This is a genomic window from Streptococcus sp. oral taxon 061 (genome assembly GCF_013394695.1).
GTDB lineage: Bacteria > Bacillota > Bacilli > Lactobacillales > Streptococcaceae > Streptococcus.
This window is the reverse complement of sequence record NZ_CP058258.1, coordinates 980,704-995,767: the sequence shown is the minus strand read 5'-3', so window position 1 is coordinate 995,767 and position 15,064 is coordinate 980,704. Positions and strand designations below refer to the sequence as shown.

General features: G+C 36.7%; 16 protein-coding genes. 15 read left to right on the top strand and 1 reads right to left on the bottom strand.

Annotation, left to right across the window (positions count from 1 at the left end; genetic code table 11):
- The first annotated feature begins 64 nt into the window (after positions 1–64).
- The 6 genes from HW271_RS04925 to HW271_RS04900 all read left to right on the top strand — a co-directional run bounded on the left by HW271_RS04925 (position 65) and on the right by HW271_RS04900 (position 6,145).
- Positions 65–1,339, top strand: coding sequence for a DUF2130 domain-containing protein (locus HW271_RS04925; RefSeq protein ID WP_178895086.1), 1,275 nt, complete (start codon positions 65–67; stop codon positions 1,337–1,339).
- A gap of 48 nt (positions 1,340–1,387) precedes the next feature.
- Entirely contained in the window at positions 1,388–2,146 is a 759-nt protein-coding gene (locus HW271_RS04920) for an alpha/beta fold hydrolase (protein WP_178895085.1), read from the top strand.
- 3 nt (positions 2,147–2,149) lie between these two features.
- A complete protein-coding gene (gene truB / locus HW271_RS04915) occupies positions 2,150–3,028 on the top strand; it encodes a tRNA pseudouridine(55) synthase TruB (RefSeq protein ID WP_178895084.1) in 879 nt (292 codons plus the stop codon).
- 193 nt (positions 3,029–3,221) lie between these two features.
- Positions 3,222–3,713 (top strand): DUF536 domain-containing protein, encoded by a 492-nt coding sequence (locus HW271_RS04910; RefSeq protein WP_004252719.1) that lies wholly within the window; start codon positions 3,222–3,224, stop codon positions 3,711–3,713.
- Between the two features lie 69 nt (positions 3,714–3,782).
- The gene (locus HW271_RS04905; RefSeq protein ID WP_178895083.1) at positions 3,783–4,373 is read left to right on the top strand and encodes a 3'-5' exonuclease; all 591 of its coding nucleotides are present in this window, start codon (positions 3,783–3,785) and stop codon (positions 4,371–4,373) included.
- A gap of 8 nt (positions 4,374–4,381) precedes the next feature.
- The gene (locus HW271_RS04900; RefSeq protein WP_178895082.1) at positions 4,382–6,145 is read left to right on the top strand and encodes a glycerophosphoryl diester phosphodiesterase membrane domain-containing protein; all 1,764 of its coding nucleotides are present in this window, start codon (positions 4,382–4,384) and stop codon (positions 6,143–6,145) included.
- A gap of 46 nt (positions 6,146–6,191) precedes the next feature.
- Here the strand turns inward: HW271_RS04900 and HW271_RS04895 are convergent, their stop codons facing one another.
- Positions 6,192–6,491, bottom strand: coding sequence for a YbaB/EbfC family nucleoid-associated protein (locus tag HW271_RS04895; RefSeq protein WP_142557396.1), 300 nt, complete (start codon positions 6,489–6,491; stop codon positions 6,192–6,194).
- Between the two features lie 322 nt (positions 6,492–6,813).
- On the opposite strand from HW271_RS04895, the gene HW271_RS04890 reads away from it, so the two are divergent.
- The 9 genes from HW271_RS04890 (at position 6,814) to HW271_RS04850 (ending at position 15,046) form a co-directional block, all read left to right on the top strand.
- Entirely contained in the window at positions 6,814–7,521 is a 708-nt protein-coding gene (locus HW271_RS04890) for a 2-C-methyl-D-erythritol 4-phosphate cytidylyltransferase (RefSeq protein ID WP_036752755.1), read from the top strand.
- A 4-nt stretch (positions 7,522–7,525) separates the two neighbouring features.
- The gene (locus HW271_RS04885) at positions 7,526–8,548 is read left to right on the top strand and encodes a ribitol-5-phosphate dehydrogenase (protein ID WP_178895081.1); all 1,023 of its coding nucleotides are present in this window, start codon (positions 7,526–7,528) and stop codon (positions 8,546–8,548) included.
- 12 nt (positions 8,549–8,560) lie between these two features.
- Positions 8,561–9,430: a phosphotransferase family protein gene (locus tag HW271_RS04880; protein ID WP_178895080.1), complete on the top strand. Its 870-nt coding sequence runs from the start codon at positions 8,561–8,563 to the stop codon at positions 9,428–9,430.
- The gene (locus tag HW271_RS04875; RefSeq protein WP_036752746.1) at positions 9,420–10,298 is read left to right on the top strand and encodes a DMT family transporter; all 879 of its coding nucleotides are present in this window, start codon (positions 9,420–9,422) and stop codon (positions 10,296–10,298) included. The genes HW271_RS04880 and HW271_RS04875 overlap by 11 nt, the downstream gene beginning before the upstream one ends.
- A 12-nt stretch (positions 10,299–10,310) precedes the next feature.
- On the top strand, positions 10,311–11,000 hold the full coding sequence (locus HW271_RS04870) for a sugar phosphate nucleotidyltransferase (RefSeq protein WP_006152268.1): 690 nt from the start codon (positions 10,311–10,313) through the stop codon (positions 10,998–11,000).
- 248 nt (positions 11,001–11,248) lie between these two features.
- On the top strand, positions 11,249–12,049 hold the full coding sequence (locus tag HW271_RS04865; protein ID WP_178895079.1) for a dihydroorotate dehydrogenase electron transfer subunit: 801 nt from the start codon (positions 11,249–11,251) through the stop codon (positions 12,047–12,049).
- Positions 12,012–12,995: a dihydroorotate dehydrogenase gene (locus HW271_RS04860; RefSeq protein WP_178895654.1), complete on the top strand. Its 984-nt coding sequence runs from the start codon at positions 12,012–12,014 to the stop codon at positions 12,993–12,995. Before HW271_RS04865 ends, HW271_RS04860 begins: the two co-directional genes overlap by 38 nt.
- A gap of 55 nt (positions 12,996–13,050) precedes the next feature.
- A complete protein-coding gene (locus HW271_RS04855; protein WP_178895078.1) occupies positions 13,051–13,962 on the top strand; it encodes a bifunctional riboflavin kinase/FAD synthetase in 912 nt (303 codons plus the stop codon).
- A gap of 124 nt (positions 13,963–14,086) precedes the next feature.
- The gene (locus HW271_RS04850; RefSeq protein ID WP_178895077.1) at positions 14,087–15,046 is read left to right on the top strand and encodes a hypothetical protein; all 960 of its coding nucleotides are present in this window, start codon (positions 14,087–14,089) and stop codon (positions 15,044–15,046) included.
- Positions 15,047–15,064 lie beyond the last annotated feature (18 nt).

Here is a 15,064-nt window from a genome sequence, read left to right as displayed (position 1 = left end):
AACTTTTTCTTTTTGTTTTTCCATGCTATAATGAAAGTAGTAATGTTAAATTTAGAGGAAAATCATGAACGAAATTAAATGTCCAAATTGTGGCGAAGTTTTTACAGTTAATGAAAGTCAATATGCAGAACTGATTTCTCAAGTTCGCACTGTAGAGTTTGATAAGGAATTGCATGAACGAATCAAGCAAGAATTGACATTGGTAGAGCAAAAGGCCTTGAATGAACAACAGGCAAAACTCGCTCAAAAAGACCAAGAAATTGCCCAGCTACAAAGTCAAATCCAAAATTTCGAAACTGAAAAAGAATTGGCTAGGAAGGAAGTAGAGCAAAGTGCTAGCAAAAGTCTGTTAGAAAAAGAAAAAGAGGTCCAAGCTCTTGAGAATCAATTGGCTACCTTGCGCTTGGAGCATGAGAACCAACTACAAAAAACTCTTTCTGATCTTGAAAAAGAACGCGACCAGGTCAAAAATCAGCTCCTTTTACAAGAAAAAGAAAACGAGCTTTCTCTTGCTTCTGTTAAACAAAACTATGAAGCCCAACTTAAGGCAGCAAATGAGCAGGTTGAGTTTTACAAGAATTTTAAGGCACAACAATCTACAAAAGCTATTGGTGAAAGTCTAGAACAGTATGCGGAGAGCGAGTTTAACAAGGTTCGTAGTTTTGCCTTTCCAAATGCTTATTTTGAAAAGGACAACAAGATTTCAGCGCGTGGTTCTAAAGGAGACTTCATCTTCCGTGATTTTGATGAAAATGGGCTGGAATTCATTTCCATCATGTTTGAGATGAAAAATGAAGCGGATGGAACTGAGAAAAAGCACAAGAATGCAGATTTCTACAAAGAGTTGGACAAGGACCGCCGTGAGAAGAACTGTGAGTATGCAGTTTTGGTAAGTATGCTTGAGGCTGACAATGATTACTTCAATACTGGAATTGTCGATGTCAGTCATGAGTATGAGAAAATGTACGTCGTGCGTCCTCAGTTCTTTATCCAACTGATTGGGCTCTTGCGCAATGCTGCCCTTAATTCTCTAAAATACAAGCAGGAACTAGCACTTATACGTGAGCAAAATATCGATATCACTCATTTTGAGGAAGATTTGGAAGCTTTCAAGGTAGCCTTTGCTAAGAACTACAATTCAGCTTCTGTCAACTTCGGTAAGGCCATCGATGAAATTGACAAGGCTATTAAACGGATGGAAGAAGTTAAGAAATTCTTGACCACATCAGAAAAGCAACTCCGTCTCGCCAACAACAAATTAGATGATGTTTCCGTCAAAAAATTGACAAGAAAAAATCCAACTATGAAAGCGAAGTTTGATGCGTTGAAAGGAGAATAATCTTTGTATTCAGCTAAGAACGCCACATTGTCTATAAATGGAAAGACTATGGACTATGTGACATTTGGAAAAGGAAAGGACCCTTTAGTAATTATACCAGGATTGGGCGATGGACTACAAACGGTTAAAGGTATGGCTATGCCTTTTTCAATCACATACCGTATACTTGCCGAACGTTACAAAATTTATGTTTTTTCTCGAATCAATGAGTTGAGGCAGGGTTATACTACACGGGATATGGCAGCAGATGTTGCTGAAGCAATGGAGATACTAAACCTAGATACCGCTTATGTTATGGGGATTTCACAAGGTGGAATGATTGCCCAATGGTTGGTGGCGGATTTCCCTGAAAAGGTTCAAAAGCTCATTTTAGCCGTGACCACTGCAAAACTAAGTAATCTAGGCAGGGAGAGAATTAGTTGCTGGCTGAACCTGAGTCAAACAGGAACTTATAAAGATCTGATGATAGATATTGCTCGTCACTCTTACACGACTAAATCCTTTGGAAGATTTAAATACCTTTATCGAATAATGGGAATCTTTGGTCGCATTAAAGATAAAAAACGTATTGATATTCAGGCTGTATCTTGTTTGAAGCATGATAGTCTAGCTTTTTTCGAAAAAATTAGCTGCCCTACGTTAATCATTGGAGCAGAAAAAGATGATGTTCTTGGCGTAGATGGTTCACTTGTATTGCATCAGCATATCAAAGATAGCCAGCTCACCATTTTGCCAGAGTGCGGGCATGCACTCTATGAACAGAATAAGGATTTCCAAAAGAGAGTTTTAGTATTTTTAGAAAGTTAATAAATGAACGGTATTATCAACTTAAAGAAAGAAGCAGGGATGACCTCGCATGATGCGGTTTTTAAACTGCGTAAGATTTTAGGGACTAAGAAGATTGGCCATGGTGGCACTTTGGATCCGGATGTAGTGGGCGTTTTACCCATTGCTGTGGGAAAGGCGACTCGCATGGTTGAGTTCATGCAGGACGAGGGTAAGGTCTATGAGGGAGAAATCACTCTAGGCTATTCAACGACGACCGAGGATGCTAGTGGGGAAGTAGTTGCAGAGACTCCTGTTTTAAATCCACTGGATGAAAAACTTGTCGATGAGGCGATTGCGAGTTTGACTGGTCCTATCACTCAAATCCCACCGATGTACTCTGCTGTCAAGGTCAATGGTCGCAAGCTCTATGAGTATGCGCGTGCTGGTCAAGAAGTAGAGCGTCCAGAGCGTCAGGTTACGATTTATAGGTTTGAAAGAACGAGTCCGATTTCTTATGATGGGCATCTTGCACGATTTTCTTTTCGTGTCAAATGCAGTAAGGGAACTTATATCCGTACCTTGTCTGTTGATCTTGGAGAAAAACTTGGTTATGCGGCCCATATGTCACACTTAACTCGAACTAGTGCAGCAGGTTTAAACTTGGAAGATGCTTTGACCTTGGAAGAAGTCGCTGAAAAAGTTCAAGCTGGAGATTTTGTTTTTCTCCATCCTCTAGAGATTGGGACAGGGGATTTAGTAAAGGTAAATTTGACTCCAGAGCAGGCAGAAGAAGTTCGTTTTGGTCGCTTTATTGAATTGGAACAAACTGAGAAGGAATTGGCTGGCTTTGAAGATGATAAATTACTAGCAATTTTAGAGAAACGAGAACATCTTTACAAACCGAGAAAGGTTTTCTATTAAGCATTTGGCCAACCGATGATTTTTATCTACTAGTCGAAAGATGGGATTTTCTCATCTTTTTAAAATATCGCAAATAAGTAGTTTTAAAATTTTATATCTTAAAAAACCATTGAAAATACAGTGTTATTTGACAGTTTGAATTACTTATGATAAGATTTAATTTAAGAAAAGCTAGAGAAAAATAGAGGATATTATGAGTATTGAAATGACTGTCAGTGAGATTGCTGAAGTCTTGGGGCTATCCCGACAAGCAATCAATAATCGTGTCAAAGAATTACCTGAAGAAGATATTACAAAAAACGACAAAGGTGTTACTGTTGTTACTCGTAGTGGATTGATCAAACTTGAAGAAATCTACAAAAAGACTATCTTTGAAGATGAACCAGTTAGTGATGAAGTTAAGCAACGAGAACTTATGGAGATTCTTGTTGATGAAAAGAACGCTGAAATCATCCGTCTTTATGAACAACTGAAAGCAAAAGACAAGCAACTGGCTGAAAAAGATGAACAGATGCGTGTTAAAGACCGCCAAATTGCTGAAAAAGATAAGCAATTGGACCAACAACAACAGTTAACCCTTCAAGCTATGAAGGACCAAGAAACTCTTCAGTTGGAGTTGGATCAAGCTAAGCAAGAAGTTCAAGCATCGAAGAAAGGCTTCTTTGCTCGCTTATTTGGCAAATAAGAAAAAACTGCTTGGTTTCTATGATTAGACCAGGTGGTTTCTTTTTACAAATCAATAAGGAATGATAAGATGGAAACAGTAAGAGATTATATCTCATTTGACTTAGAATTCAACAAACACCAAGATAAGACTCATTTGATTCAGGTATCGGCAGTGCACTTTAAAGATGGTGAAGAGGTAGAAGCGTTTGACTCTTATGTTCACTCAGATGTACCTTTAAAGAGTTTTATTAATGGTTTGACTGGTATTACTTCAGAGACTCTCAAGAATGCTCCAAAGGTAGAAGAAGTCCTCCAAAAATTTCAAGATTTTGTTGGTGATTTACCCCTTGTTGGTTATAATGCAGCAAAGAGTGATTTACCGATTTTACTAGAACATGGTTTGGACTATCGAGAACAATATTTAGTCGATCTCTATAATGAGGCACTTGAGCGACGTAGTTCTGATTTGCATGGAATTGCTAATCTAAAATTACAAACTGTGGCTAATTTTCTAGGTTTTAAAGGGCGATCTCATAATAGTTTAGAGGATGCTCGTATGACTGCTCGAGTGTATGAAGCTTTTCTTGAGTCAGATGAGAGTAGGCTGTTACTCAATTCTCAGAGTAGTCTCAATTCGAATCCATTTGATGCCTTAGATCTATCACAGTTTTTTGATTAGGAGGTTTTATGAAACCTGAAAAACCGAAAAAATTGGGTTTTAAAAAGATTTACCTAAATCTAGATAAAATCCTCTTTCTATTCTTTCTAATCTTTATGTTGGTTGACTATATCTGGTTGCCATTAAACTCAGTGATAGCTGGATTTTTACTAAGTCAGACTGGATATTTGTTTATTTCCTACAACAATATTTTTGAGATTATAAAAAACGCACCTATAGTCAGTCTTGGCTTCGTAATCTTAATAGCCATCAATCTGCTGGTAGCCTATTTTCAACTTAGTATTCTCTTTATTGGAGCTCGCCACCTCCTATATCACGAAAAAAGAACTCTTATAGAATACAGTCGAAAAGTATTTCGTGAAAGCCTTGCTTTTATGAAGGAATTGACTATTTCAAAAGCTTTGTTCATCTTTATATTTGTAGCAATGCTATTTCCGTTTATCAGAAAGATATTTAAGATTTATTATTTCAATAAAATCGTAATTCCAGAGTTTATTCAAACCTACATGGAAGATAAGTACTGGATGTGGTGGGTAGCCATTATTATCTTATCACTCTTATTCTTTTATGTTTCAGTTCGCTTGATATTCACTCTGCCCAAGGTCTTTTATGAAAAGATGACGGTTAAGGAAGCAATCATTTATAGTTTGGATAAAACTAAAGATCACTTTTGGTTTTACGCCTGGCATTTATTCTTAATTATTGTAAAAACCAATCTATTCTTCTATCTTCCTCTCATCCCGATATTATCTACTCAGTATATAGTGGATAGCCTTACTCAGAGAGAGTCTCTGGTTCTAGCTATTTTGAATTTTGTTCTTATCAAGAATTTCCACTATATGGCATTAACCTATTTCCTTGTAAAATTTACGTCCTTTTTAACAGGAGAAGAACTTGATATTATGCCAAGACGCGAGAAGGACCATATCATGAGGTGGGGTGTCATGGTGTGTGCATGTATCTTCTTTGCGATTGAAGGCTATAATTATCTAGAAGCTCCTGTAGTCAATCCACCACTTGTGATTTCACACCGTGGTGTATCAAATGGCAATGGTGTACAAAATACCATTCAATCCCTAGAAAAAACATCTCAATTAAAACCAGATTTAATCGAGATGGATATCCAGGAAACAAAGGATGGACAATTTGTCATGATGCATGATGCTAATCTTAGAGGATTAGCTGGTATCAATAAAACACCACAAGATTTGACCTTAGAAGAGTTAAAGCAGATTGACATTCATGAGAATGGTTATGATACAAAGATTTCAAGTTTCGATGATTATCTAACTCGCGCAAATGAACTGCATCAGAAACTACTCATTGAAATTAAGACCAGCCACAAAGATAGCCCGCAGATGATGGAACATTTTCTCGAAAAGTATGCTGCAAAAATTAAGGTTTATGGTCATCAAATGCAATCCTTGGATTACCATGTTGTTGAGAAAGTAACTCAGTATGATAAGAATATTCCAATCTATCTTATCCTTCCCTACAATTCTGTTTTTCCTAGAACGGTTGCGACAGGCTACACAATGGAGTACTCTACTTTGGATGAATATTTTGTCACGAAACTATGGAATACTGATCAAAAACTCTATGTATGGACAATCAATAGTTCCGAATCTTTTAATAAGTCTTTTCACCTAGGTGTTGACGGAATAATTACGGATGACTTGGAAAAAATAAAAGAAGAACTAGAAACTGCTCAGGAAGATCCTGAATATAGTGACTTATTGCTAAATAAAGCAACTGAATTATTTGCTTTTTAACATAAATTAAAATAGGCTGTGTACCAGCCTATTTTTGATAATCTAATTAAAATGGTAACTTACCAGCAAATGCTCCAAGTTTCTTCTTAGTAGTTTCATCAATTTGTTCGAGCGCAGCATTGAGAGCTTGAACAGTCATATCTGAAAGAGTTTCAATGTCTTCAGCATCCACAACTGCGGGATCAAAATCAATTTTTACAACTTTTTTATCACCTGTTAAGGTAGCAGTTACGAGGTTTTGAGCAGAAGTCCCAACAAATTCTGTGGCAGCCAATTCAGCTTGGCTTTGCTCCATTTGTTTTTGAAGTTTTTGAGCTTGACGCATCATGTTTTGCATATTCATCATGGCGGTAGTTAGCTTCCTTTTCTTTTATTTTCCATTTTATTTTAACAATTTTAATTGGAAAAGTCTAATTAAAATTTCAGGATTGCTATATATATATATCAACCAATGGTTTAAGGTTTCTTTAAGCTTTCTATATTATTCTGAAGAACTCTATATTAACCGAGAGTTAATAATGCAAGGATTAGTTTTAAATGTTCAATGCATGAAATGCTCTCATCATCAGTTTCTAACTAGAGAGAACTAGTATTTATTTCAAGATAGTGCTAGATTATGATATAATACTAAAGAATGAGTTTTTAAAACAAACCAAAGGAGAATCAATATGATTTACGCTGGAATTTTAGCAGGTGGAACCGGCACGCGTATGGGTATCAGTAATTTACCTAAACAATTTCTTGAGTTGGGAGACCGCCCAATTCTAATCCATACAATTGAAAAATTTGTCCTAGAACCAAGTATTGAAAAAATTGTTGTTGGAGTTCATGGTGACTGGGTTACACATGCTGAAGATCTAGTTGAAAAATTCCTTCCACTTCACAAGGACCGCATCATCATTACAAAAGGTGGGGCTGATCGTAATTCTAGTATTGAAAAGATTATTGAAGCAATTGATGCTTACCGTCCACTAACAGAAGATGATATCGTAGTGACGCATGATTCGGTTCGTCCCTTTATCACACTTCGCATGATTCAAGACAATATCGCTCTTGCTCAAAAACATGATGCTGTTGACACTGTGGTTGAAGCGGTGGATACCATTGTTGAAAGTACAAATGGTCAGTTCATTACAGATATTCCAAATCGTGCTCATCTATACCAAGGACAAACTCCACAAACCTTCCGTTGTAAAGACTTTATTGACTTGTATGGTTCTTTATCAGCAGAAGAAAAAGAAATTTTAACAGATGCATGTAAGATCTTTGTCATTAAGGGTAAAGATGTAGCCTTGGCTAAGGGTGAATACTCAAATCTTAAAATCACAACAGTGACAGACTTGAAGATTGCTAAAAGCATGATTGAGAAAGACTAGAGACATGATTAATCAAATTTATCAACTGACAAAACCAAAGTTTATTAATATTAAATACCAGGAAGAAGAAATTGATCAAGAGAATCATATCCTCATCCGACCAAACTATATGGCTGTTTGTCATGCGGATCAGCGCTATTATCAAGGTAAACGAGATCCAAAAATTTTAGCCCAAAAACTACCTATGGCTATGATTCATGAATCTTGTGGTACAGTCATTTCTGACCCAACCGGTACCTACAAAGTTGGTCAGAAGGTTGTTATGATTCCAAATCAACCACCTATGCAAAGTGATGAGGAATTCTACGAAAATTACATGACTGGAACATATTTCCTTTCAAGTGGTTATGATGGGTTTATGCGAGAATTTGTATCTCTGCCTAAGGATCGTGTTGTATCTTACGAAGAAATCGAAGACACAGTTGCCGCCATTACAGAGTTTGTCAGTGTTGGCATGCATGCTATGAATCGTTTCATGACGATATCTCACAGCAGACGCCAACGAATTGCTGTCATTGGTGATGGAAGTTTAGCTTTTGTCATGGCTAATATTATTAACTATACTCTGCCTGAAGCTGAGATTATTGTTATCGGTCGTCACTGGGAAAAGTTAGAACTCTTCTCATTTGCAAAAGAGCTTTACATTACTGATAGTATTCCAGAAGATTTAAGTTTTGACCATGGTTTCGAATGCTGTGGTGGTGATGGATGCGGACCTGCTATTAATGACTTGATCCGTTACATCAAACCACAAGGGACCATTTTGATGATGGGTGTTAGTGAGTATAAGGTCAACATCAACACTCGGGATTCATTGGAAAAAGGCTTGTTACTAGTCGGATCTTCACGTTCAGGAAGAATTGACTTTGAAAATGCTATCCAAATGATGGAAATTAAAAAATTTGCCAATCGTTTGAAGAATATTATTTATCTAGAAGAACCAGTCAGAGAAATTAAAGATATTCACCGAGTTTTTGCAACTGACTTAAATACAGCATTTAAGACAGTCTTTAAGTGGGAAGTATAATGGAGGATTATTGTGAAGAAAATCGTTAAAGCAAAGATTGCTTCCTTATTGTCAGCTGACGAAGAAATTCAGAGCGTTGAACAATTGGGGGGGATGACCAATCAAAACTATTTGGTTAAGACAACCTCAAACCAGTACATCGTTAAGTTTTTCGGTAAAGGTACTGATAAATTAATCGATCGCCAGAATGAAAAGTACAATCTTGAGTTGTTGAAAGATTTAAAATTAGATGTAGAAAATTATCTTTTTGATATCGAAGCAGGTATCAAGGTTAATCAGTACATCGAAAATGCTGAGACACTTAATTTTAATACCATTAAAACTAAATTTGAAAAGATAGCTCCAATTTTACAAACGATTCATGCTTCTGGTAAAGAATTGAAAGGAGAGTTTGCTCCTTTTGAGGAAATTAAAAAATATGAATCATTGATTCAAGGGGAGATTTCTTATCCTAATTATGAAGCTGTCAGAAAGGCTGTATTTTCTCTGAAGGAAGAGCTTGAACAAATTGGAATTGATAAGAAATCATGTCATATTGATTTGGTTCCAGAAAACTTTATTGAAGGTCCAGACGGACATCTTTATCTAATTGATTGGGAATATTCTTCTATGAATGATCCTATGTGGGATTTGGCAGCCCTCTTCCTAGAATCTGAATTTACAAGTGCAGAAGAAGAAGACTTTTTAAGTCATTACGAGAGTGACAAGACTCCAGTTTCAAGGGAGAAAATTCGTATTTACAAAATCTTGCAAGATATCATTTGGAGTCTTTGGACTATTTACAAAGAAGAAAATGGTGCAGATTTCGGAGATTACGGAATCTCTCGTTACAATAGAGCAGTAAAAGAATTAGAGTCTGAAGGAGATTTAAATGAAAACTAAAAATGGAGTTTCTTTTGGGCTACTATCAGGTGTGTTCTGGGGATTAGGATTAACTATTAGTGCTTATATCTTTTCAATATTCACGGATTTATCGCCCTTTGTAGTAGCAGCAGCACACGATTTCCTAAGTATTTTTATCTTGTTAGGATATCTTCTAGTTAAGGAAGGCAGAGTTCGTTTTTCAATCTTCTTGAACATTCGAAATGTCAGTGTTATCATCGGAGCTTTACTAGCCGGTCCGATTGGTATGCAGGCCAATCTCTATGCGGTTAAGTATATTGGAAGTTCATTAGCTTCGTCAGTCTCAGCTATTTATCCGGCAGTCTCAGTCTTGCTTGCCTTCTTCTTTTTGAAGCACAAGATTTCCAAAAATACAATTTTTGGTATCTTTCTAATCATTGCTGGGATTATTGCTCAGACCTATAAAGCAGAGCAGGTTAATTCTTTCTACATAGGTATTCTATGTGCTTTGATTTGTGCTTTTGCTTGGGGAAGTGAAAGTGTTCTGAGCTCCTTTGCTATGGAAAGTGACCTCAGCGAAATTGAAGCTCTCTTGATTCGTCAAGTTACATCCTTCTTGTCTTATCTTGTTATTGTGCTTTTCTCGCATCACTCATTTGCAGAAGTGGCAAACGGCCAATTGTTTGGTCTATTAATTGTCTTTGCAGCATTTAATATGATTTCTTATCTTGCTTACTATATGGCTATCAATCGATTGCAACCAGCAAAAGCAACTGGTTTAAATGTCAGTTATGTAGTTTGGACTGTCCTGTTTGCAGCGATGTTCTTGGGGACACCTCTGACTGTCTTGACCATTATAACTTCATTTGTTGTAATGGCTGGTGTTTATATTATCATTAAAGAATAAAGGAGAAAACGCGTGAAAGCGATCATCTTAGCAGCGGGATTGGGAACTCGTTTACGTCCTATGACAGAAAATACTCCCAAAGCCTTGGTACAAGTCAATCAAAAACCTTTGGTTGAATATCAAATTGAATTTTTAAAAGAACGTGGTATTGATGATATTATCATCGTTGTAGGTTATTTGAAAGAACAGTTCGACTACCTCAAAGAGAAATACGGTGTTCGTTTGGTCTTCAATGATAAGTATGCTGATTACAACAACTTTTACTCTCTTTACTTGGTAAAAGAAGAGTTGGCTAATAGCTACGTTATCGATGCGGATAACTATCTTTTCAAGAATATGTTCCGTAATGACATCGAACGTTCAACTTATTTTAGTGTCTATCGTGAAGACTGTGATAATGAGTGGTTCCTAGTTTATGGGGATGACTTCAAAGTTCAAGATATCATTGTCGATAGTAAAAACGGACGCATCTTGAGTGGGGTATCGTTCTGGGATGCTCCAACAGCTGAGAAGATTGTAGGATTTATTAACCAAGCCTATGAGAGTGGCGAGTTTGTTGACCTTTACTGGGATAACATGGTTAAAGATAACATCAAAGAACTAGATGTTTATGTAGAGGAGTTAGAAGAAAATTCTATCTACGAAATTGACAGTGTCAAAGATTATCAAAAACTAGAAAAAATTCTTTCTTCGCAAAAATAAGCAACTTTTATGAACTGATACCTTACCTATTTTTACTTGACTTTTCATGTTTGATACAGTATACTAGTGAAAATTTAACCTTTAAGGGAAGTCCAGAGAGACTCACAAGGTGTCAGAGAAAAGAAGCTACAATGGAAACAAGTAAGCAGGTGTTTATTTGCCACTTTTGTGTAAATATCTTAACTGAAACCTTGCAATAGCAAGGTTTTTCTTTATCTGATCCCCTTAAAATTTAAGAAGGAAAAGTTATGAATCCAAATTGTAGAAAACGCATGGGTGCTATTCGCTTGGAAAATATGAAAGTGATTGATCAAGAGGAAATCGCACCAGCAATCTTTGAGCTAGTACTTGAAGGAGACATGGTTGAAGCTATGAAAGCTGGACAATTTCTTCATTTACGTGTACCTGATGATGCCCACCTCTTGCGTCGTCCAATTTCAATCTCATCCATAGATAAATCTAAGAAACAATGTCATCTGATTTATCGCATCGAAGGCTCTGGTACAGCTATCTTTTCAACCTTAAAATCTGGTGATAGCTTAGATGTTATGGGACCTCAAGGAAATGGCTTTGATTTGTCTGATTTAGACAAGCAGAATCGTGTTCTTCTAGTTGGTGGAGGAATCGGAGTACCACCCTTACTCGAAGTAGCTAAACAACTACATAAGAGTGGTGTGGAAATTACAACTGTTCTAGGATTTGCTACTAAAGATGCTGTCATTTTAGAAAGTGAATTATCCCAATACAGCAAAGTCTTTGTGACAACTGATGATGGTTCCTATGGTATCAAGGGAAATGTCTCAGTTATCATTAAGGAATTAGACACTGAATTTGACGCCATCTACTCTTGCGGTGCACCTGGTATGATGAAATATATCAATCAAACCTTTTACGACCACCCAAGAGCTTATCTATCTTTAGAATCGCGTATGGCCTGCGGCATGGGGGCTTGCTATGCTTGTGTCCTAAAAGTTCCAGATAGTGAAACAGTTAGTCAACGTGTCTGTGAAGATGGGCCTGTATTTAAAACAGGAACAGTTGTTTTATAAGGAGAATATCATGACTACAAATCGATTACAAGTTTCTCTGCCTGGCTTAGAGTTAAAGAATCCTGTCATTCCCGCATCAGGTTGTTTTGGTTTTGGTCAAGAGTATGCTAAATACTATGATTTAGACCTATTAGGTTCTATCATGATTAAAGCTACAACCCTTGAACCACGATTTGGTAATCCAACACCTCGAGTGGCAGAAACACCTGCTGGTATGCTCAATGCCATTGGTTTGCAGAATCCTGGTTTAGATGTCGTTCTCTCTGAGAAATTACCTTGGCTTGAAAGAGAATACCCAAATCTCCCTATTATCGCCAATGTTGCTGGATTTTCAAAACAAGAATACGCAGCCGTTTCTCATGGAATTTCAAAGGCAACTAATGTAAAAGCCATCGAGCTCAATATCTCATGTCCAAACGTTGATCATGGAAATCATGGACTTTTAATTGGACAGGACCCTGAGTTGGCTTATGATGTGGTAAAGGCAGCTGTTGAGGCTTCTGATGTACCCGTTTACGTTAAATTAACACCAAGTGTGACTGACATTGTAACTATTGCTAAGGCAGCAGAGGATGCTGGAGCTAGTGGACTCACCATGATTAATACCCTTGTTGGTATGCGTTTTGACCTCAAAACTAGAAAGCCAATCATTGCAAATGGGACAGGGGGTATGTCTGGACCAGCAGTCTTTCCAGTAGCTCTCAAATTGATCCGTCAAGTAGCCCAATCTACCAATCTACCAATCATTGGTATGGGAGGAGTTGATTCAGCTGAAGCTGCTATAGAAATGTACTTAGCTGGAGCGTCAGCTATTGGTGTTGGAACAGCAAACTTTACCAATCCATATGCCTGTCCAGATATTATCGAAAATCTGCCAAAAGTTATGGAAAAGTATCAAATCGAAAGTCTGGAACAACTTAGGAAAGAAGTGAAGAGTAGCTTATAGTCTTTTTAAATTCGTAATGTTTTGAATGCCTTCTTCTTTTTGGTATAATATGACTATGATTGTAACAATACCTATAAAAACTGAAAAAGACATTGCAACACCAGGACCGACTGTCCTAGTATTAGGATATTTTGATGGTATCCACCTAGGACATCAAAAATTATTTAGCATTGCTGGTGAAATTGCTGCAAAGAAAAGATTAAGCGTTGCTTTAATTACCTTTCATGAATCACCGAAGTTAACATTAAAACCCTATTCACCAGAAAATTTACTTCATATCCTGAATGCAGAAGAACGTGAACGAAAGTTTAAACGAGCTGGGGTCGAAAATCTTTATTTAATGGATTTTTCAAGTCGTATTGCCAATATGACCGCTCGAGAGTTTGTAGATACCTTTGTCAAAGAAGTCAAAGCAGATACCATTGTAGTAGGATTTGATTATAGTCTTGGTTCTGATAGAAAATCAGCTGAAGATTTAAAAGAAATCTTTGATGGAGAAGTAGTCGTAGTACCACCTGTAGAAGATGAAAAAGGAAAGATTAGCTCTACTCGCATTCGACAAGCTATTCTAGAAGGGAATGTGAAAGAAGCTGGTCAATTGCTTGGTGGCCCACTTCCAACAAGAGGAATTGTTGTACATGGCAATGCTCGTGGCCGTACAATTGGATATCCTACTGCAAATCTCGTGCTTTTGGACCGCACTTATATGCCAGCAGATGGTGTCTATACTGTTGATATTGAAATCAAACGAAAACTCTATAGAGGAATGGCCAGTGTCGGAAAGAACGTAACCTTCGATGGAGAGGAAGAGCGTTTTGAAGTGAATATCTTTGATTTTGATGAAGATATTTATGGAGAGACTGTGACCGTCTATTGGTTAGATCGTATCCGAGATATGGTAAAATTTGACAGTGTTGAACAACTGGTCAAACAACTTGAAGAAGATGAAAAAGCTGCAAGAAAATAAAAATGAAGCTCGAATGAAAGTTCGAGCTTTTTATTTTTGTAAAAATCTTATAAAAACTAGGATCAAAGATGAGATATGGATTTAAGTCTGATATAATTTTATTAAGGGACTAAAGGAGATTATAATGTTTAAAGAAAAAAGAAATAAAGGCTTTACTGCAGTTCTTTTGATTTCAATCGTATTTTTCTCACTCGCTACTATATCTGGATTCCTAGGTCAGATTCATAAGAAACCTACAGAGAGGTTTGCAGATACGACTGATACTGGAAAAGAAGTTACTATGTCAGTCTACGGTATCTATCCTGAACCTGTTGGTGAAGTTGACGGTGGAACAGTTGTTTATATTGTGCAATATAGTAACGAAGGTGAAGGAAAATTTGCTGTAGTTGAATCTAAAGTGAAAGATGAGTCAATCAATAAACTTCTTGAGAATGCAGATAGTCTTGCTGATAATCCTGGAACACTCACAGGTATTCAGTTAGAACCCCTCACTAATACCAATTTTATCAATACTTCGAAAAATACCAAGATTATAAATCTTGACGAGTTTATTAGTTCGCTACTTCCTGCTAAATCAGTTGTTGCACGAAATATGAATACAAGAATCTATCTCAGTCTCAGTGAATATTCTCGAGACAGCCTGAGCTATATTTTTGGTATTGTGATTTTCTCTGGTATGGGATTAATGACCTTAGTCGCAGCCTTTATCATACGAAAGAAAACAATTGATTCGTTCAAAGAGATTTATCGTTTGTATCCTGAATTAGAAGGAAATCTTGAACTACTTGAAACACAAGCTGATTTTTATGAACAGGACTTGAAAGTTATTCTATATCAAAATCATCTTATTACTTATTATAAGGGGACACAAGCCGTCGATCTCAGAGATGTTTGGAGGATCTATTTAGTACGTACAAGTTATAGCCGTTTTACAACAGTTTATCAGTTTGTATATACTCGAAAGGATAGTTCTAAGAAGTATAGCCTAACTATTCGAAATACTAATAGAGTAGAAGAGCAATTAGAAGAATTCTGGCAACTCCTTCCGAAAAAGTTTCCAGAAATAAATATTGGTAATTTATAAGAAAGCATCTTTTATAGA

Excerpts from the sequence above, each read along its gene's own strand:
- HW271_RS04850 (WP_178895077.1), top strand. The coding sequence starts at position 14,087 with ATGTTTAAAGAAAAAAGAAATAAAGGCTTTACTGCAGTTCTTTTGATT.
- HW271_RS04920 (WP_178895085.1), top strand. The coding sequence starts at position 1,388 with ATGGACTATGTGACATTTGGAAAAGGAAAGGACCCTTTAGTAATTATA.
- truB (WP_178895084.1), top strand. The coding sequence starts at position 2,150 with ATGAACGGTATTATCAACTTAAAGAAAGAAGCAGGGATGACCTCGCAT.
- HW271_RS04875 (WP_036752746.1), top strand. The coding sequence starts at position 9,420 with ATGAAAACTAAAAATGGAGTTTCTTTTGGGCTACTATCAGGTGTGTTC.
- HW271_RS04900 (WP_178895082.1), top strand. The coding sequence starts at position 4,382 with ATGAAACCTGAAAAACCGAAAAAATTGGGTTTTAAAAAGATTTACCTA.
- HW271_RS04865 (WP_178895079.1), top strand. The coding sequence starts at position 11,249 with ATGAATCCAAATTGTAGAAAACGCATGGGTGCTATTCGCTTGGAAAAT.
- HW271_RS04925 (WP_178895086.1), top strand. The coding sequence starts at position 65 with ATGAACGAAATTAAATGTCCAAATTGTGGCGAAGTTTTTACAGTTAAT.
- HW271_RS04910 (WP_004252719.1), top strand. The coding sequence starts at position 3,222 with ATGAGTATTGAAATGACTGTCAGTGAGATTGCTGAAGTCTTGGGGCTA.
- HW271_RS04885 (WP_178895081.1), top strand. The coding sequence starts at position 7,526 with ATGATTAATCAAATTTATCAACTGACAAAACCAAAGTTTATTAATATT.
- HW271_RS04855 (WP_178895078.1), top strand. The coding sequence starts at position 13,051 with ATGATTGTAACAATACCTATAAAAACTGAAAAAGACATTGCAACACCA.
- HW271_RS04905 (WP_178895083.1), top strand. The coding sequence starts at position 3,783 with ATGGAAACAGTAAGAGATTATATCTCATTTGACTTAGAATTCAACAAA.
- HW271_RS04890 (WP_036752755.1), top strand. The coding sequence starts at position 6,814 with ATGATTTACGCTGGAATTTTAGCAGGTGGAACCGGCACGCGTATGGGT.
- HW271_RS04895 (WP_142557396.1), bottom strand. The coding sequence starts at position 6,491 with ATGATGAATATGCAAAACATGATGCGTCAAGCTCAAAAACTTCAAAAA.
- HW271_RS04860 (WP_178895654.1), top strand. The coding sequence starts at position 12,012 with ATGGGCCTGTATTTAAAACAGGAACAGTTGTTTTATAAGGAGAATATC.